Genomic DNA, 16,067 nt, shown 5'->3' with positions numbered 1-16,067 from the left:
TTTATGCGGAAGCTGGCCGACACAATAGCCGATCACAGTGATTTGTTCCGTGGCACGATCATACAAGAAAAAATGCGATCGCAATGCAGCCGGCGCAATTTTGCCGAAACGGCTGCGCGTGCTGACCGTGCGGGCGAGGCCCGGCCACCCCAGCCAGGGCCTGCTGCAGGCGGGAAAAACGGTGTTTGCCTGCGCGCTGGGGCGCGGCGGCATCTCGGCCGCCAAGCGCGAGGGCGATGGCGCCACGCCGCTCGGCTCGATGCGGATCCTGTCGGGTTATTTCCGGGGAGATCAGTTTGCCGGTAGCCGCCGGACGCGCCTGGCGATGACGCCGATCGGGCCCGATCTCGGCTGGTGCGAAGTATCAGACGACCGCAATTACAACAGGCCGGTCAAGATTCCTTATGGTGCCAGCCATGAGCGCATGCGCCGCGACGACCGGCTGTACGATGCCTGCCTGGTGCTCGACTGGAACATCGCACCGCGCCGCCGCGGGCGCGGCAGCGCCATCTTCTTCCACCTGGCGCGACCGGATTTCACGCCGACGCAAGGTTGCGTGGCGGTGACCGCGCGCACGATGGCCCGGCTGCTGCCGCTGCTGTCGGATCGGACGGTGGTGAGGGTGGTGAGATAGGGCAGTAGGCAGTAGGGCATCTCTTTCTAAGCCTATTCCCTACTGCCAATTCCCTTACTTCTATCGCTTCTGCCAACCCGTGCCCAGCAGTCCGATTTCGCGGAGTTCCCGGTCCATCGCCTGCGCGACATCCCGGCGCTCGGCGCCGATGTCACGCAGCTGGCTGTCGGAAAGGCCCTCGACGGATTCGTGCGGAAGCCGGATGGCGACCCGCGCCTGGCGCAGCCAGTCGATCGCGGCGCGCAGCCAGAATGCGATGCCGGTGTGGGATTTGAGGGCGGTATGGGACTTCAGAGCAATGTCGGTCATGGCTTTATCCGGTTTCTCCGGATTTCAAATCCGGTTTGAAGGTATCTCGATGTCGAGATCATGCCGGATTGAAAAACAAACGGGAAACGAGTAGTTCTTTTCAGATCATCAAGTTTTATTTGGAGATCAGATGCCCCGCCTCCTGCCCGGAACGCGCGCGCTGAGGACCTTCGAGGCGGCGGCGCGTCACCTCAATTTCACCCGCGCCGCCGACGAGCTTGGGCTGACGCCGGCCGCGGTCAGCCACCAGGTCAAGGAGATCGAAGATCAGCTCGACCTGGTGCTGTTCACGCGCACCAGCCGCACCATGCGGCTGACGGAAGCGGGAAACGTGCTTCACGAGGCGTCGATCGAAGCGCTCGACCTGCTCAACCGGGCGGTGTCGCGCGCCCGCAAGATGACGCGCGGCACGGCGCTCCTGAAAGTGACGCTCGACGCGCAGTTCGCGACGAAATGGCTGATGCGGCGCATCGACGATTTCCGTCGTCAGCGGCCAGGCATCGAGTTGCGTTTCGACATTACCTACGATGTCCGGGATTTCGAGCGCGACGACGTCGATATCGGCATCCGGTTCGGCACCGGCAGATATGCCGGCCTTTGCGCGCACCGGCTGTTCGACAACATCATCATCCCGGTGTGCAGCCCGGCGCTGCTGGCTTCAGGGCCGCCGCTCAACGAACCGCGCGATCTCTTCCGGCACACGCTCGCGCATATCGACTGGTCGCGGCAAGGCGTCACCTGGCCGAATTGGAGCATGTGGATGCAGGCGGCCGGTGTCGACGATTTCGACGACAGCCGCACCCTCGTCTTCGGCTCCTCGACGGATGCCACGCAGGCGGCCCTCGACGGCAATGCCGTGGCTCTGGCCGACTTCGCGATGGTGGCCAACGATTTGTCGCAAGGGCGCCTCGTGCGCCCCTTCGAACTCGGCATCAAGGTCGCGCCGGAGTTCGCCTATTTCCTGGTCTATCCGGAAACCGCGAAGGACGACGCCCGCATCACGGCGTTTCGTGAGTGGCTGCTGGAGGAAGCGGCAAAGACGCACGGCACGGACAAGGTGTAGGCTTCTGCCGGGCCGAAGATCAACGCGCCGCCTTAGCTTGCCGCGGCGCCGAACCAGCCGATCACCGCGCCGATGATCAGCAAGACACCCAGCCAATGGCCGCCGTCTATAAGGGTCAGGTCCCAGCCGAAATTCTCGTAGCGATGGTTGACCGACAGCGTCGTGGCGATGAACCCCAGCCAGAGCACGAAACCGAAGACAAGCCCGGCGAGCAATGTCGGTTCACCGCCGGTCATCGCACCGACCACCAGCGCCATGATGTAGGCCATGACCAGTTCGGCGATGAAGCTGATGACGAAAGGCAGCGGCGATTTCTTCATCGTCGCCGGATCGAGCTTGGCGGCCCTCAGCCACGGCTTGCTCAACGCCATGTACCAGGCGGCGCCGAACAACCAGGCCAAGACGGCGGCGGCAATGACCGCCAGCCAGTTCACTGCTGAAAAATCCATGAGCTTCCCCCTCCAGATGCAGGCCATGCGACATGCTCTGTCTTTTTTGTTGCGACGCAATTCCGAACGGAAAACCGCTACACACTTTTCCTGGAATTGCTCCAGACTTTGTATCAGGCGCTTCGGCGATGGCGTCAAGCAAAGCGCCAGACGGTGGTGCGCTTGACCAGGGAATCCTCCAGCGCTCGCGTGACGTCCACCTCATAGACCGCAAGCGGCTCCAGCCCCGATTTCGGCAGATACGACCGGCCGGGATCGCCGACGAAGATCTCGGCACCGCGCGCCTTGAGCGTCGCAAACCATGGCATCAGGCGGTCGGCGAAGGATTTGTCGTAGAAAACGTCACCGGCAAGCACCACGTCCCAGCCCGCATCGGTGCCGATGCAATCCGTGCCGAGGAAGTCGATCCCGACGCCGTTGGCCTCGCTGTTGAGGCGGATCGCGGTGGCGCAGAACGGGTCGATGTCGGTGGCGATTACTTCAGCAGCGCCGGCCTTGGCGGCGGCGATGGCGACAAGGCCGGAGCCCGAGGCGAAGTCGAGCACGCGCTTGCCCCGCACCGTGTCGGGATTGTCCAGGACATAGCGGGCGAGGCCCTGGCCGCCGGCCCAGGCAAAGGCCCAGAAGGGCGGCGGCAGGCCGATCTCAACCAGCTCGTCCTCGGTCCGCTGCCAAAGATCGTGCGCTTCATCGGCGAGGCGCAGCCGAATCTCGGGCACATGCGGCGGCGCCATCAGTGCCGTGTTGTCGAGGATGAATTGCTTCGCGCCGTGCGGGGTCAGCGCCGTCACGGAGCAGGCGTCAGGCCGCCCATGCGGCAGACTTCCTTCCATTCGGCCGGAGTCACCGGCTGCACGGAAAGCCGGCCGAGCCGCACCAGCGCCATGTCGGCAAGCTTCGGATTGGCTTTTACCTGTTCCAGCGTCGGCGGGGTCGGCACATCGCGAACCGCGCGGATGTCGACGCATTCCCAGCGCGGATCATCCGAAGTGGTGTCGGGGTGGGCCAGCGCGCAGACTTCGGCGATGCCGACGATGTTGAGCCCCTCATTGGAATGGTAGAAGAAGCCGAGATCGCCGATCTGCATGGCCTTCATGTTGTTGCGGGCGGCGTAGTTGCGCACGCCGTCCCATTGCGTGCCGGCCTTGCCCTTGGCCTTCAACGCCTCGAAGGAGAAAACCGAGGGTTCGGATTTGAACAGCCAGTAGTTCATGTTTCTCCTCCGTGCGATCCAGGTGCGGGCAACCGGAATTAACTAGCCGCCGGCTTGTTGAACGTCCAGTTCCACTGGCGAATTTCGACGCTTTCGAACAGGCCCGCCTTGGCATAGGGGTCGGCGGCCGACAAGGCCTGCGCCGCGGCCAGATCCGGCGCCTCAACGACCACGAGACTGCCATTGGGCTTGCCATCGGCATCGAGGAACGGACCGGCGAAGGCCAGTTTCTTGTCCGCATTCAGCCCTTCGAGAAAGGCGACATGCTCGGGCCGCGTGTCGAGGCGCACCTGCAGGCTTCCCGGCTTGTCCTTGCAAACAAAAGCAAACAGCATGGTCTTTCTCCTGGTCGTTGGGATTGAAGTTGGGGGGTTGAAGTTGGGGGATCAATCGTTGGTTTCGGTCTTCAGCGGCCGGGTCATCAAGGCGGTCACGGCCTGGCTGATGGTGATGGCGCCGTCCAGTATGGCCGCCACGGCGGCGATGATCGGCGCGTCGATGCCGCGCTCGACGGCGATGCGGGCGGCGATCGCCGCCGTCGGCACGCCCTCGGCCAGCGGCAGGCCAGCAAGCGCCTTTCCTTGCCCGAGCGTCAGCCCGTAGGCGAAGTTGCGCGATTGGGCGGACGAGCAGGTCAGCAGCAGGTCGCCAAGGCCGGAAAGCCCCATCAGAGTCTCGGGCCTGGCGCCGAAGGCGGCACCGATGCGGCGCAGTTCGACGAAGCCGCGCGTCACCATGGCGGCCTGGGCACTGGCGCCAAGTCCGGCGCCGGTGACGGCGCCCGCGGCGATGGCAAAGACATTCTTCAAGGCGCCGCCGATCTCGACGCCGATCAGGTCGTCGCTTGAATAGCAACGCAGGTTTTGCGCGGAAAAGCGAGCGGCAAGGTCAGCTGCTAGCGCCTCGTCACGGGCGGCGACAACGACCGCCGTCGGCAGGCCGCGGGCGACATCGGTGGCGAAGCTCGGGCCCGACAGTGCGGCAACCGGATTTCGCGGCAGGATTTCCTCGACAATTGCCGACAGCAAGGCGCCGGTGTCGCGCTCGATGCCCTTGGCGCAGAGGACAAGCGGGATGCCGTCCGGCATATTGTCCTTCGCCACAGCCAGCGTCGCCCGCAGCGATTGCGCCGGCGTCACCGCCAGCACGCAATCGGCGCCGGAGAGCGCTGCCGCAATGTCCGATGTCGCCTCGATGCCGGGCGCAATGGCGATGCCGGGCAGATAGCGCGGATTCTGGCCTTGGCCGATCGCGGCCACGGTTTGCGGATCGCGCGCGAACAGCCGCACCTTATGGCCGGCGCGCAGCATGGCCAGCGCCAGCGCCGTGCCCCAGGCGCCGCCGCCCAGCACGGTGACACGCCAGCTGCTTTTGCCGGGATTGCTGACGTCTTGGCCGCTCACCGCTTCACCTGTCATGCCTTGGCTCCGCGCCGGCCGGAACCGACCATCGGCGCCGAGATGCTGTCCAGCGGCCAGCGCGAGCGCGGCACGAAATCGAAGCCGTTCTCCTGCGCCATGCCTTCCCGCAGCCGTTCGATGCCGGCCCAGGCGATCATCGCGGCATTGTCGGTGCACAGTTTGAGCGGCGGCGCGACGAAGATGAAACCGGCCTCGGCGCAGAGCCGTTCCAGCGTTGCCTTGATGGTATGGTTGGCGGCGACGCCGCCGGCAACGACCAAAGCCGGGTTTTTCGTGCCGGGAAATGTCTGGCTGAATCGCGCCAGCGCGCGCGAAACGCGGTCGGCCAGCGCATCGGCGACCGCCGCCTGGAACGAGGCGCAGATGTCGGCGACGTCCTGGTCGCCCAGCGGCTCGATCGCGGTCGCCGCCTGGCGCACGGCGGTCTTCAAACCGGAGAAGGAGAAGTCGGGCTGCGCCGAGCCTTTCATCGGGCGAGGGAAGGTAAAGCGTGAGGCATTGCCCGTCTGTGCTGCCTTCTCGACATTCGGTCCGCCGGGATAGGGCAGGCCGAGCATCTTGGCGGTCTTGTCGAAGGCTTCGCCGAGCGCGTCGTCGATGGTGGTGGCCCAGCGCTGATAGTCGCCGACGCCGCGCACCGCCAGGATCTGCGTGTGGCCGCCGGAGACCAGCAGCAGCAAATAGGGAAATTCGAGCCCGTCGGTCAGCCGCGCCGTCAAGGCATGGCCTTCAAGGTGGTTGACGGCGATCAGCGGCTTGCCTGCCGCGGCGGCGATCGCCTTGGCCGTCATCAGCCCGACGATCAGCCCGCCGACCAGGCCGGGGCCAGCGGTGGCGGCGATCGCATCGATATCGGCAAGGGTTGTGCCCGAATCCGCCAGCGCCGCCTCGACGATGCCGTCCAGCGCCTCGACATGGGCGCGGGCGGCGATCTCGGGCACGACACCGCCGAAGGCGGCATGTTCCTCGATCTGAGAAAGCACGATGTTGGACAGGATTTTCGGCGCGGCATCGCCCTCCAGCGCCACGACGCTGGCGGCGGTCTCGTCGCAACTCGTCTCAATGCCCAGAACGCGGATCAATTCGTCGCTGTCTCCAGAGATTGTTTATCGAGCCTTTCCCCATTAGGAGAAGGCCCGGAAAGGCCTCGGTTATCTTAGCCGCATTTCTGCGACGCCAAGTGGCTCCACTTGGTCGCAAATGCTCCGGCCGGGGGTTATCACGGACGGCGCGCCATGCAAACAACCTTGAAAATCGGAACACGGGGCAGCCCGCTGGCGCTGGCCCAGGCGCATGAAACGCAGGCGCGGCTGATGGCCGCGCATGGCCTGCCGGCGGAAGCCTTCGAGGTCGTCGTCATCTCGACCAGCGGCGACCGCATCCAGGACCGGCCGCTGTCGGAGGCCGGCGGCAAGGGCCTGTTCACCAAGGAAATCGAGGAAGCGCTGCTCGCCGGTGCGATCGACATCGCCGTGCATTCGTCCAAGGACATGCCGACGCAATTGCCCGATGGCCTGGAGCTTTCCGCCTTCCTGCCGCGCGAGGACGCGCGCGACGCCTTTGTCGGCAAGGCGGCAAAGACCATCGCCGACCTGCTGCGCGGGGCCAAGGTCGGCTCGTCGTCGCTCAGGCGGCAGGCACTGATCCGCCGCATGCGGCCGGATCTCGACGTGGTGATGTTCCGCGGCAATGTGCAGACGCGGCTGCGCAAGCTCGACGAAGGGGTCGCCGCCGGCACCATCCTCGCCTATGCCGGGCTGAAGCGGCTGGGTCTGGAGCATGTCGCCACCGACTTGATGCCGCTCGACATTTTTCCGCCCGCACCCGGCCAGGGGGCGATCGGCATCGAGACGCGCATCGGTGATCGCGCCGTCGAAAAGATGCTGGTCGCCATCCACGATGTGCCGACGGGGCAGGCGCTGGCCTGCGAGCGCGCCTTCCTGGCGGCGCTCGACGGCTCCTGCCGCACGCCGATCGCCGGCCATGCGACTATCGAGACCGGAAATCTCTCTTTCGCCGGCCTGATCATCTCACCCGACGGGACGCAGTCGCATACGGTCGAATTGCAGGGACCAGCACAGGATGCCGCCCGCATCGGCGATGAGGCCGCACGGACGGTGCGGGCCAAGGCCGGGGAAAAATTCTTCGACGGCTGGGTCTGACGATGCTTCGCGTCCTGGTGACCAGGCCGGAACCGGGCGCCTCTCGCACAGCGCTGCGGCTTCAGGAGACGGGCTTTCAACCGGTCGTTCTGCCTTTGACCGAAACGGTGGCTTTGCCTGCCGATGCGGGGTTCGTCACCGGCGATGCCGTCGCGGTTGCCGTTACCAGCGCCAACGCCGTGCGCCATGCTTCGAACGAGGTCATCGCGGCGCTTGCTGCCCTGCCTTGCCATGCCGTGGGCGCCAGGACCGCCGAAGCGGCGCGCATGAGGGGGTTCACTTCCGTCATTGAAGGCCCGGGCGATGCCGAGGCGCTGGCCGACGCCATCGCGGCGGCGTTGCCCGGCAAGGCAATCACCTATCTCTGCGGACGCGTGCGGTTTGCGATGTTCGAACAGCGGATGGAAGCGGCTGGCGTCCGGGTCCGCGCCGTGGAGACGTATGACACGCTCCCGGTGCCGTATTCCGACGGGACTATCCTTGCGCTGCTGTCCGGCCAGCCGGTCGATGCGGTGCTGCTCTACTCGGCCAAGGCGGCCGCCGCGATGCAGGCCTTGACCAAACGGCCTGCCCTGCAAGAGGCCTTTGAAAAGACACAGGTTTTCGCGCTTTCCGCGCGCATAGCCGCCGCCTTCGGCGGCGGCGCCGGCAAAGCAATCCGCATCGCCGCGCGACCCGACGGGGAGGCGCTGCTGGCGCTTTTGCGGGTGCTGCCCTGAGCCGCGTCATCACACCGCCCCTTTTCACCGCTTGGTGATGTGCTAGACCCTTTCTGAACCATCACGCGCCGGCAGGCGTTGAGACGAAGCGAATTTTGCGGAGCCCAGGCATGGTCAAGACGCCGAAGATGCGACACTCGAAAAGCCGCCGCGAGCCGGTGACCATCGATCTCGAGCCCGGTGCCGTTTCCCGCATCGTCGACGAGGATGCCGCCAAGGCAGCGGCCCAGACCGACGAGGCGAAGGCTGAGGAAGCCGCTGATGCCTCGCAGCCGGAGGCTCCGGAAGAGCCGGTGCATGCCGACCAGACCGATCTCGAACCCTGGGAGCATGCCGATGGCGTGGGGCAGGCCGGGACCGAGCCGTCCGCTGAGGCCAAGGCCGTTGAGCCGGAGATGCCCTATCCCGGTTCCGATGCGCCAGCTGATCGCAGTGCCGCCTCCGACTACAATTTCGAGGATGCGTCGGCCAAGCGCAGCGATGGCAGCAAGGCAAAAACCCAGACGCGGGACGAAAAGATGGCGCCGACGCCTGCCGCAGCAAAGCGTGGCGGTCTCAACGGCATCGCCGCCGGCATTATCGGGGGCGTCATTGCGCTCGCCGGCGCCGGCGGCCTGCAATTTGCCGGCCTGCTCGGCGCGCCGGGTTCCGGCGCCGGCGTCTCGCTCGACGGCGTCAATGGCGAGATCGCTTCGCTGAAGAGCGAAATCGCCGGCCTGAAGGAAACCGGCGGCAACAACGATGCAGCGGCCAAGGTGGTCGGGCTTTCCTCGGGGCTGGAGCAGGTAAAGGCCGATATCGCGGCGCTGAAATCGGCGGTCGAAAAGGGCGGCGCCGGCGACAATGCCGGGCTTGCGGCCCTCGGCGACAAGGTCAAGCAGATCGAAACCGCGGTCGCTGCCCTTGGCAAGGCCGGCAGCGCCGCACCGGTCGATCTTGGCCCGCTCAACGAAAAGCTGGCCGGTCTCGATGCGCTGGTGAAATCGACAGGCGAGGCGGCCAAGGCCCAGGACAGCCGGCTCGCCGCGCTGGAACAGTCGGTGTCGCAGCTTTCCGGCAAGGTCGAGGCGGCGGCAGGACAGCCGAAGATCGCGCTCGCCATTGCCGCGTCGGCTTTGAAGTCGGCGCTCGAACGCGGTGCGCCGTTCTCGGCTGAACTCGATACGCTGGCCGCGATTTCGCCCAACGCGCCTGAGCTCGCGACCTTGCGGCCCTATGCCGAAAAGGGCGTGCCCACCCGCACCGAGATCGCCTCGCAAATGGATGCCGCCGCCAATGCCATGGTCGCCGCCGCCACGCCGGCCGACCAGAATGCCGGCTTCCTGCAGAACCTGATGTCGAGCGCCCAATCGCTGGTCAAGGTCCGGCCGATCGGTGCCGTCGAGGGGCCTGGCGCGCCGGAAACCGTGGCGCGCATGGAAGTGGCGGTCCGCCAGGGCGACTATGCCAAGGCGCTCAGCGAATACAATTCGCTGCCCGAGGCCGTGAAGGCCGCCGGTGCCGACTTTGCCGGCAAACTGAAGGCGCGCATCGAGGTCGAAACCCAGGTCGACGCGCTGATCTCCGGCGCGATGAAGGCATGAGGGCAACACGATGATCCGCCTGCTCGCCTTCCTCATCGTCGTCTTCGCGCTCGGGCTCGGCTTTGCCTGGCTGGCCGACCGGCCCGGCGACATGGTCGTCACCTTCAACGGCTATCAGTACCAGGTCAGCCTGATGGTGGCGGCGGTGGCCATCGTCGCCGTGGTCGCCGCGGTGATGATCCTGTGGTGGCTGATCAGGTCGCTGTGGAACAGTCCCTACACCATATCGCGCTATTTCCGCGTGCGCCGCCGCGACCGCGGCTACCAGGCGCTGTCGACCGGCATGATCGCCGCCGGCGCCGGCGACGGCGCGCTGGCCCGCAAGAAGACCAAGGAAGCGGCCAAGCTGATCCGTTCCGACCAGGAACCGCTGATCCATCTGCTCGAGGCGCAGGCGTCGCTGCTCGAAGGCGACCATGAAGGGGCGCGCCAGAAATTCGAGAGCATGCTCGACGATCCCGAAATGCGGCTGCTCGGCCTGCGCGGGCTTTATCTCGAAGCCGAACGGCTGGGCGACCGCAATGCCGCCCGGCACTATGCCGGCCGAGCCGCCGCCGTTGCGCCGCAGCTGGCCTGGGCGGCCGAATCGACGCTGGAGGAATTGACCGCGCGCGGCGACTGGGACGGCGCCCTGAAGCTGGTCGACGCGCAGAAATCGACACGGCAGATCGAGCGTGACGCCGCCAACCGCCGCCGCGCCGTGCTGTTGACCGCCAAGGCGCAGTCGCTTGCCGACAGCGATCCCAATGCGGCAAGAACCGCGGCGCTAGAGGCCAACAAGCTGCAGCCGGATTTCGCCCCCGCCGCCGTTGCCGCCGCCGCGGCGCTGTTCAAGCAGAACGATGTGCGCAAGGGCTCGAAGATCCTGGAGACCGCCTGGAGGGCGGAACCGCATCCGGAGATCGCGGAGCTCTACACCCACGCCCGTCCGGGTGACGCCGTGCTCGACCGGCTCAACCGGGCGAAGAAGCTGCAGGAGATGAAGAAGAACCACGCCGAATCGTCGATGACCGTGGCGCGGGCCGCGCTCGATGCGCAGGATTTCTCGACCGCCCGCAGCGAGGCCGAGGCAGCGATCCGGATGGACCGCCGCGAGGGCGCCTATCTGCTTTTGGCCGACATCGAGGAGGCTGAGACCGGCGACCAGGGCAAGGTGCGGCAGCTGCTCTCCAAGGCGGTGCGGGCGCCGCGCGATCCGGCCTGGGTCGCCGATGGCGTCGTGTCGGAACGCTGGGCGCCGGTATCGCCGGTCACCGGACGGCTCGACGCCTTCGAATGGCGCGCGCCGATGGAGCGGCTTGGCCAGTTGATCGACAGCCGCGACGAGGGGACCACGGTGCCGGTGATAGAGGCGCTGGCGAAACCGGCCAGCGAGAAGCCGATCGACGCGATCGAGCCTGTCGCGGCGGGCAGCGAGACAACGGGCAAGGGAACCGATAGAAGCGAAGACCAGGTCACGCCGGTGACGGCGGCTGCGTTCGCGGCGGTGCCGGCCGATGCCGAGGCCGTCGAGCCGGCGGAAGAACTGACGCGGCTGCCCGACGATCCGGGCGTCGATCCGGACGAGGAAGCGGAAAAATCGCCGCGCCGTTTCCGGCTGTTTTGATTTTGGCCTTCGGGTGATTGACTTGGCCCTTGGGCCGTTTGGGAATAGATTGATGTTCGAACGCGTTCTGTCGTTTCTCAGGGATTTGCCGGCCGGGCCCGGCGCGCAAACCAGCACGGACGATCCGCGCGTCGCCGCCTCGGCGCTGCTCTACCATGTGATGAACGCCGACGGCGTGCGCCAGGATGTCGAGTGGGAGCGGTTCAAGGCGGTGCTCTCCGAGAGCTATTCGATCAGCGGCGCCGAGCTCGAAGCGCTCGTCGCCGCCGGTGAGCGGGCCGACAATGAGGCGATCGACCTCTATGCCTTCACTAGCGTGCTCAAGCGCCATCTCGACGCGGACGGGCGCAAGGCCTTCATCGGCCTGATGTGGGAGATCGTCTATGCCGATGGCGAGCTGCATGAGCTAGAGGACAATACGGTGTGGCGGGTCGCCGAACTGATCGGCGTCGAGCGCCACGACCGGATCGAGGCGCGCCGCAAGGCGGCGGCGCATGCGCCGGGAGCCCGTGGAACATCCAGCGACGAATAGACGGGATCTCGCCTGACGATGCAGCGCGCAACCAGCTCGAAGCCAAAAATCCTGATTGTGCTGCATCAGGAGAATTCGAGCCCCGGACGCGTCGGCCACATGCTCATCGAAGAGGGTTTCGAGCTCGACATCCGTCGGCCGCCGCTGGGCGACGCCTTGCCGGAAACCCTGGATGGCCACGCCGGCACGGTGGTGTTCGGCGGGCCGATGAGCGCCAATGACGAGGACGAGTTCGTCCGCCGCGAGACCAATTGGCTGGAAATCCCGCTCCGTGAAAACCGGCCGTGCCTGGGCATCTGCCTCGGCGCGCAGATGCTGGTCAACCACCTTGGCGGCAAGGTCGAGGGGCATGGCGAAGGGCTGGTCGAGATCGGCTGGTATCCGCTCAAGGCGACCGAAGCCGGCAAGAAACTGATGCACTGGCCCGACATGGTCTACCAGTTCCACCGCGAGGGCTTTTCCCTGCCCAGGGACGCGACGCTGCTGGCGACGGCCGATACCTATCCCAACCAGGCCTTCCGCTACGGTGACAATGCCTGGGGCATCCAGTTCCATGGAGAACTGACCCGGGTGATGATGCAGCGCTGGGTCGTGCGCGGCGCTCATCGCTTCGAATTGCCCGGCGCTCAGCCCGGCCGCGATCATCTCGGCGGCCGGCTGATCTGGGACATGCATCTGAAGCGCTGGCTGGACGAGTTTTTGCGGATGGTGTTCGGGCGGCCGGCGGTGCGATAGCTCTCTCGCGAAATTGCTCTAGAGCGTTTCACCGTTTCATGGAGACGGAGGACCGCTCTAACTCTTTGTTTTGACGCAATGCCCTAGGGAAAGCTGCGCGCTTTTCCCGGGAAAACCGCTCACACTTTTCCTGGAATTGCTCTAGGGTTCGAGCACCGGCCGCATGAAGCTGCGCTCATAGCTGAGAATGCTGCGATTGCGCTTTTCCGCTTCAAACACATCCTGGCATTCCGGGTCGGCCGCCATCCGCTTGCGATAGTCCTCATAGTCGGCAAGGCTCGGAAAGCTGAACATGGCATAGGCGATATTGTTCGCCCCTTCGCTCGGAAGGAAATAGCCATGATGGTTTCCGCCGAGGCGATTGACCAGACCGATCCAGCGACGGCCATATTCTTCAAACTCGGCAAGCTTGTAAGGGTCGATGACATATTTCAGGTAACAGGTGATCATGGGAGCTCCTGTGCGGGGTGATGTATCTTGCTGACCATCGGCGAGCGTCAGTTTCGCCCGTTGAGATGGCGAACCTTGCGCAATTGCGGGAACAGCACCATCCATAGCCCCGCGACCGCTATGGCGCCGACGCCGCCGATCACCACAGCCGGGACAGTGCCGATCAGCGCGGCCATCGTGCCGGCGCGGAATTCACCGACCTCGTTGGAGGCGCCGACGAAGACCTGGTTGACGGCGTTGACGCGGCCGCGCACCTCGTCCGGCGTCCACAACTGGATCAGCGTCTCCCTGATATACACGCTGAACATGTCGGTGGCGCCGAGGAAGACGAGTGCCGCGATAGACAGCCAGGTGATGGTCGACAGGCCGAACAGCACGGTGAAGGCGCCGAACGACGCGGCGGCGGCCAGCATGATCATGCCGGCATGGTTGCGCATTGGATGGCCGGCCAGCCAGACTGCGACGCAGATGGCCCCGATGCTTGGCGCCGAGCGCAGCAGGCCAAGGCCCCAGGGGCCAAGCTGCAGGATGTCGCGTGCATAGACCGGCAGCAGCGCCGAGGCGCCGGACAGAAGCACGGCGAACAGATCGAGCGAGATGGCGCCGAGCACGATCTTCTCGCTCCAGATGTAGCTGAACCCGCCAAACAGGTTCTGCAGCGTCGGCTTCTCGGTCTCGGTGCGTTGCGCAGGCTTCGGGATGGTGAAGATCAGCAGACCGGACGCGAGCATCAGCACGGCGGCGGTGCCATAGGCCACCTCCGGCGACACGCCATAGAGCAGGCCGCCGGCGACCGGGCCGACGATGGTCGCGGTCTGCCAGGCAGACGAGTTCCAGGCGATGGCGTTGGCGAAATCCTCAGGCGGCACCAGATTGGCGAACAGCGAGGCCGATGCCGGACCGAAGAAGGCGCGCGCCACGCCGAACATGGCCAGCACGCAGAAGATCGGCAGCGGTCCGCTGATGCTGCGCAGCGTCAGCGCGAGCAGCGCCAGGGCGCAGATCGCCTCCACCACCACCGCCAGCGCCATGATCAGGCGGCGGCCGAAGCGGTCGGCGACAGCGCCTGTGACCAGCACCAAGAGCAGTGATGGCAGGAACTGGACGATGCCGACAATGCCAAGGTCGAACGGATCGCGGGTCAGGTCGTACATCTGCCAGCCGACAGCGACGGAGACGACCATGGTCGCGAAAGTGGTGAGAAAGCGCGCCGTCCAGTAGCTGAGGAAGGCTTTGTGCCGGAAGGCAGCGTAACGCTGCTCAGGTGAAGTTTGTAGGGATGTCATGAATAAAGGCCCCGTTGCGATGGCATCGGCCGGCGGGGCACTTCCCAAGGATGGGCGCTGTTCCGACCGATGGAACGTCTAGCAAAGTTCGATGCGGGATGTGTGCCAAAATCAGCACTGGATCAAGGGATTTCAGCCTGTTGAGTCCATCGCACAAGGAAGTTACTGCCGAAGTGCTGCCGAAATGGCGTCGAGCCCACCTTGCAACTCCGCTTCCGTCGGCCAGCCGAAGCCGACGCGGAAGAAGCGTTTTTCCATCTCGAACCAGTGGCCGGGCCCGACATAGGTGCCATGGTTCTCCAGCAGGTTCACATAGAAGCGGTCGAGGTCGAAGCCGGGTTCGACATTGAGGCGCGGGAAGCCGACGACACCGCCTTCGGGCCGCACCCAGTCGACCAGCGGCTCGCGGTCGATCCAGGCCTGGACGATGTCGCGGCGTTTGGCCATTTCGGGCAGCAGCGCCGCCAGGAAGGCGTCCCGGCGCTGCAGCATGCCGCGCGCAATGCCTTCGTCGATGACGCTGCCGCAGATGCCGATCTGCTCCTTGGCGGCAAGGAACGTCTCCTGAAGGTCCGCATCCCTGGTGATCAGCCAGCCGATGCGGATGCCGGGAATGCCGAAGGCCTTGGACAGCGACGAGACGCTGATCGCCCGTGGGCTCAGCGAGGCCGCCGACGGCAGGCGTTTGCCATAGGAAAGGTCGCGATAGGTCTCGTCGACCAGCAGAAGGCAGTTGCGGCTTTCCGCGAGCACCACCAGCGCGTCGAGATCGGGGCGCGACATCATCGTGCCGGTCGGGTTGTGCGGGCAAGTAACGCTGATCAGTTTCGTGTTCGGCCGCATCGCCGCCTTGATGGCCTGGACGTCGATGGCAAAGCCGTCCTCGAAGGCGAGGTCGACGAAGCTGATGGCGCAGCCGATCGCGCGCGGGGTTTCGATGTTGGTGGCGTAGTTCGGCCTGATGACGACGAGATGGTCGCTCGCCGACAACAGCGATGTCGAGATGATGAACAGCGCGCCGGCGGCACCGGCGGTGACCAGGACGTCGTCAGGCGAGACGCCGGCGTCCTGCGCCGCAATCAGCACGCGCAATTCCTTGTCGCCGCGATGCTCGCCATAGAACAGCGTGAGGTCAGGCAGCGACAGGCCGATGTCGGAGAGCTTCTGGTCGGCGATCGAACTTTCGGAGAGATTGTAGCGGATGCGGTCGTAACCGTACTCTTCCGGCGCCTCTTTCTCGATCACCATCCTGGTGTAGTTCATGGCTTCCCCCGGAGACGTTAGCCTAAGCTCCATCTCAGCAGCGAAGGCCTGTTGTCAACGCTTTGACCGTCAAACGACAAATTCGGGATAAAACATTCGAAAAGCTCTTACCCAGGCGGCAGCTTTTCCGTAACCGGCGACGATATTATTCTGATCTCGAACCAGCAGGAATTCGAGATCCGCCTTGAAGCATATATGGTCCACGCCGCCCTTTTCGGCGTGCGTCAATGAAAGGCGGATGGAGCCTTCAAGTTCAAATATGGCGTCTGGATAGGAAACCTGGCCGTGTAGCTCCGTTACTACATACAGAGGCCCGCCGATCTGTTCCTTCATCGTCGCGTAGAATAGAAGGAAGAACGGATGCCCTTTTGTCCTGTAAGCTTCTACCTCGATGCCGTCCACCGGCCTGCATGTCACCGGCTTGAGGTCAAATACGTTTCCGTATTTCGCCAAAAGCCTATCGTATATCTGGCCAAGTTCCCGATTGCGCAGGACCTTGTACGGCGAACCGTATCTCTCAAGCCCGAGGGCAAAAAATTCGTCGGTCTCATTTTCGAACTGCATGGCCTGTCAGACTGGCTCCGCGGGAATATTTTTCCGAGGCATACCATCTGACGAGGCCATTGGCTCGATGATCTCTGC

General features: G+C 65.0%; 19 protein-coding genes. 8 read left to right on the top strand and 11 right to left on the bottom strand.

From position 1 onward, the window contains the following. The first annotated feature begins 97 nt into the window (after window positions 1–97). A complete protein-coding gene (locus tag MAFF_RS17565; RefSeq protein ID WP_193364017.1) occupies window positions 98–634 on the top strand; it encodes a L,D-transpeptidase family protein in 537 nt (178 codons plus the stop codon). 60 nt (window positions 635–694) lie between these two features. Here MAFF_RS17565 and MAFF_RS17560 read toward each other — a convergent pair whose 3' ends face one another. Next, window positions 695–943 carry a hypothetical protein gene (locus tag MAFF_RS17560; RefSeq protein ID WP_010912282.1) on the bottom strand — a complete coding sequence of 83 codons (249 nt, stop codon included), beginning with the start codon at window positions 941–943 and terminating at the stop codon, window positions 695–697. A gap of 130 nt (window positions 944–1,073) precedes the next feature. Between MAFF_RS17560 and gcvA the strand changes: the two genes are divergently transcribed. Next, window positions 1,074–2,006: a transcriptional regulator GcvA gene (gene gcvA, locus MAFF_RS17555; protein WP_010912280.1), complete on the top strand. Its 933-nt coding sequence runs from the start codon at window positions 1,074–1,076 to the stop codon at window positions 2,004–2,006. Window positions 2,007–2,038: 32 nt separating this feature from the next. On the opposite strand, the gene MAFF_RS17550 is transcribed toward gcvA, so the two are convergent. The 6 genes from MAFF_RS17550 to tsaD form a co-directional block, all read right to left on the bottom strand. After that, window positions 2,039–2,455 carry a DUF1761 domain-containing protein gene (locus MAFF_RS17550; protein ID WP_044551019.1) on the bottom strand — a complete coding sequence of 139 codons (417 nt, stop codon included), beginning with the start codon at window positions 2,453–2,455 and terminating at the stop codon, window positions 2,039–2,041. 134 nt (window positions 2,456–2,589) lie between these two features. Further along, complete coding sequence (locus MAFF_RS17545) at window positions 2,590–3,288, bottom strand: class I SAM-dependent methyltransferase (RefSeq protein ID WP_425280333.1); 699 nt, start codon at window positions 3,286–3,288, stop codon at window positions 2,590–2,592. After that, the gene (locus tag MAFF_RS17540; protein WP_010912277.1) at window positions 3,243–3,668 is read right to left on the bottom strand and encodes an EVE domain-containing protein; all 426 of its coding nucleotides are present in this window, start codon (window positions 3,666–3,668) and stop codon (window positions 3,243–3,245) included. The genes MAFF_RS17545 and MAFF_RS17540 overlap by 46 nt, the downstream gene beginning before the upstream one ends. 38 nt (window positions 3,669–3,706) lie before the next feature. Further along, window positions 3,707–4,003: a YciI-like protein gene (locus MAFF_RS17535; RefSeq protein ID WP_010912276.1), complete on the bottom strand. Its 297-nt coding sequence runs from the start codon at window positions 4,001–4,003 to the stop codon at window positions 3,707–3,709. Between the two features lie 51 nt (window positions 4,004–4,054). Continuing rightward, the gene (locus tag MAFF_RS17530; protein WP_010912275.1) at window positions 4,055–5,086 is read right to left on the bottom strand and encodes an NAD(P)H-dependent glycerol-3-phosphate dehydrogenase; all 1,032 of its coding nucleotides are present in this window, start codon (window positions 5,084–5,086) and stop codon (window positions 4,055–4,057) included. Beyond that, complete coding sequence (tsaD, locus tag MAFF_RS17525) at window positions 5,083–6,171, bottom strand: tRNA (adenosine(37)-N6)-threonylcarbamoyltransferase complex transferase subunit TsaD (RefSeq protein ID WP_010912274.1); 1,089 nt, start codon at window positions 6,169–6,171, stop codon at window positions 5,083–5,085. The genes MAFF_RS17530 and tsaD overlap by 4 nt, the downstream gene beginning before the upstream one ends. Window positions 6,172–6,324: 153 nt before the next feature. Between tsaD and hemC the strand changes: the two genes are divergently transcribed. The 6 genes from hemC to MAFF_RS17495 all read left to right on the top strand — a co-directional run bounded on the left by hemC (window position 6,325) and on the right by MAFF_RS17495 (window position 12,426). Then, window positions 6,325–7,251 carry a hydroxymethylbilane synthase gene (gene hemC / locus MAFF_RS17520; RefSeq protein WP_010912273.1) on the top strand — a complete coding sequence of 309 codons (927 nt, stop codon included), beginning with the start codon at window positions 6,325–6,327 and terminating at the stop codon, window positions 7,249–7,251. Window positions 7,252–7,253: 2 nt separating this feature from the next. Further along, window positions 7,254–7,970 carry a uroporphyrinogen-III synthase gene (locus MAFF_RS17515; RefSeq protein ID WP_010912272.1) on the top strand — a complete coding sequence of 239 codons (717 nt, stop codon included), beginning with the start codon at window positions 7,254–7,256 and terminating at the stop codon, window positions 7,968–7,970. Window positions 7,971–8,080: 110 nt separating this feature from the next. Further along, window positions 8,081–9,553, top strand: coding sequence for a COG4223 family protein (locus MAFF_RS17510; RefSeq protein ID WP_044548444.1), 1,473 nt, complete (start codon window positions 8,081–8,083; stop codon window positions 9,551–9,553). 10 nt (window positions 9,554–9,563) lie between these two features. Beyond that, window positions 9,564–11,159, top strand: a complete 1,596-nt coding sequence (locus tag MAFF_RS17505; RefSeq protein ID WP_010912270.1) for a heme biosynthesis protein HemY — start codon at window positions 9,564–9,566, stop codon at window positions 11,157–11,159. Between the two features lie 52 nt (window positions 11,160–11,211). Further along, window positions 11,212–11,691: a TerB family tellurite resistance protein gene (locus MAFF_RS17500; RefSeq protein ID WP_032932212.1), complete on the top strand. Its 480-nt coding sequence runs from the start codon at window positions 11,212–11,214 to the stop codon at window positions 11,689–11,691. A gap of 18 nt (window positions 11,692–11,709) precedes the next feature. Continuing rightward, window positions 11,710–12,426 (top strand): glutamine amidotransferase, encoded by a 717-nt coding sequence (locus MAFF_RS17495; protein WP_044548441.1) that lies wholly within the window; start codon window positions 11,710–11,712, stop codon window positions 12,424–12,426. Between the two features lie 141 nt (window positions 12,427–12,567). On the opposite strand, the gene MAFF_RS17490 is transcribed toward MAFF_RS17495, so the two are convergent. The 4 genes from MAFF_RS17490 to MAFF_RS17475 form a co-directional block, all read right to left on the bottom strand. Next, on the bottom strand, window positions 12,568–12,876 hold the full coding sequence (locus tag MAFF_RS17490) for an NIPSNAP family protein (RefSeq protein WP_010912267.1): 309 nt from the start codon (window positions 12,874–12,876) through the stop codon (window positions 12,568–12,570). 47 nt (window positions 12,877–12,923) lie between these two features. Then, a complete protein-coding gene (locus tag MAFF_RS17485) occupies window positions 12,924–14,162 on the bottom strand; it encodes an MFS transporter (RefSeq protein ID WP_010912266.1) in 1,239 nt (412 codons plus the stop codon). Window positions 14,163–14,324: 162 nt separating this feature from the next. Then, a complete protein-coding gene (locus MAFF_RS17480; protein ID WP_044548439.1) occupies window positions 14,325–15,425 on the bottom strand; it encodes an aminotransferase class I/II-fold pyridoxal phosphate-dependent enzyme in 1,101 nt (366 codons plus the stop codon). A gap of 69 nt (window positions 15,426–15,494) precedes the next feature. Further along, window positions 15,495–15,989 (bottom strand): hypothetical protein, encoded by a 495-nt coding sequence (locus MAFF_RS17475; protein ID WP_044548438.1) that lies wholly within the window; start codon window positions 15,987–15,989, stop codon window positions 15,495–15,497. Window positions 15,990–16,067 lie beyond the last annotated feature (78 nt).

Origin of the sequence: Mesorhizobium japonicum MAFF 303099 (genome assembly GCF_000009625.1) — a bacterium.
In the GTDB taxonomy this organism is placed as follows: Bacteria; Pseudomonadota; Alphaproteobacteria; order Rhizobiales; family Rhizobiaceae; genus Mesorhizobium; species Mesorhizobium japonicum.
This window is presented reverse-complemented; position numbering and strand designations above follow the sequence as displayed.

What these genes read in the sequence shown, in the direction of transcription:
- MAFF_RS17560 (WP_010912282.1), bottom strand. Translation starts at nt 943, where the DNA reads ATGACCGACATTGCTCTGAAGTCCCATACCGCCCTCAAATCCCACACC.
- gcvA (WP_010912280.1), top strand. Translation starts at nt 1,074, where the DNA reads ATGCCCCGCCTCCTGCCCGGAACGCGCGCGCTGAGGACCTTCGAGGCG.
- MAFF_RS17550 (WP_044551019.1), bottom strand. Translation starts at nt 2,455, where the DNA reads ATGGATTTTTCAGCAGTGAACTGGCTGGCGGTCATTGCCGCCGCCGTC.
- MAFF_RS17545 (WP_425280333.1), bottom strand. Translation starts at nt 3,288, where the DNA reads ATGGAAGGAAGTCTGCCGCATGGGCGGCCTGACGCCTGCTCCGTGACG.
- MAFF_RS17540 (WP_010912277.1), bottom strand. Translation starts at nt 3,668, where the DNA reads ATGAACTACTGGCTGTTCAAATCCGAACCCTCGGTTTTCTCCTTCGAG.
- MAFF_RS17535 (WP_010912276.1), bottom strand. Translation starts at nt 4,003, where the DNA reads ATGCTGTTTGCTTTTGTTTGCAAGGACAAGCCGGGAAGCCTGCAGGTG.
- MAFF_RS17530 (WP_010912275.1), bottom strand. Translation starts at nt 5,086, where the DNA reads ATGACAGGTGAAGCGGTGAGCGGCCAAGACGTCAGCAATCCCGGCAAA.
- hemC (WP_010912273.1), top strand. Translation starts at nt 6,325, where the DNA reads ATGCAAACAACCTTGAAAATCGGAACACGGGGCAGCCCGCTGGCGCTG.
- MAFF_RS17515 (WP_010912272.1), top strand. Translation starts at nt 7,254, where the DNA reads ATGCTTCGCGTCCTGGTGACCAGGCCGGAACCGGGCGCCTCTCGCACA.
- MAFF_RS17510 (WP_044548444.1), top strand. Translation starts at nt 8,081, where the DNA reads ATGGTCAAGACGCCGAAGATGCGACACTCGAAAAGCCGCCGCGAGCCG.
- MAFF_RS17505 (WP_010912270.1), top strand. Translation starts at nt 9,564, where the DNA reads ATGATCCGCCTGCTCGCCTTCCTCATCGTCGTCTTCGCGCTCGGGCTC.
- MAFF_RS17500 (WP_032932212.1), top strand. Translation starts at nt 11,212, where the DNA reads ATGTTCGAACGCGTTCTGTCGTTTCTCAGGGATTTGCCGGCCGGGCCC.
- MAFF_RS17495 (WP_044548441.1), top strand. Translation starts at nt 11,710, where the DNA reads ATGCAGCGCGCAACCAGCTCGAAGCCAAAAATCCTGATTGTGCTGCAT.
- MAFF_RS17490 (WP_010912267.1), bottom strand. Translation starts at nt 12,876, where the DNA reads ATGATCACCTGTTACCTGAAATATGTCATCGACCCTTACAAGCTTGCC.
- MAFF_RS17485 (WP_010912266.1), bottom strand. Translation starts at nt 14,162, where the DNA reads ATGACATCCCTACAAACTTCACCTGAGCAGCGTTACGCTGCCTTCCGG.
- MAFF_RS17480 (WP_044548439.1), bottom strand. Translation starts at nt 15,425, where the DNA reads ATGAACTACACCAGGATGGTGATCGAGAAAGAGGCGCCGGAAGAGTAC.
- MAFF_RS17475 (WP_044548438.1), bottom strand. Translation starts at nt 15,989, where the DNA reads ATGCAGTTCGAAAATGAGACCGACGAATTTTTTGCCCTCGGGCTTGAG.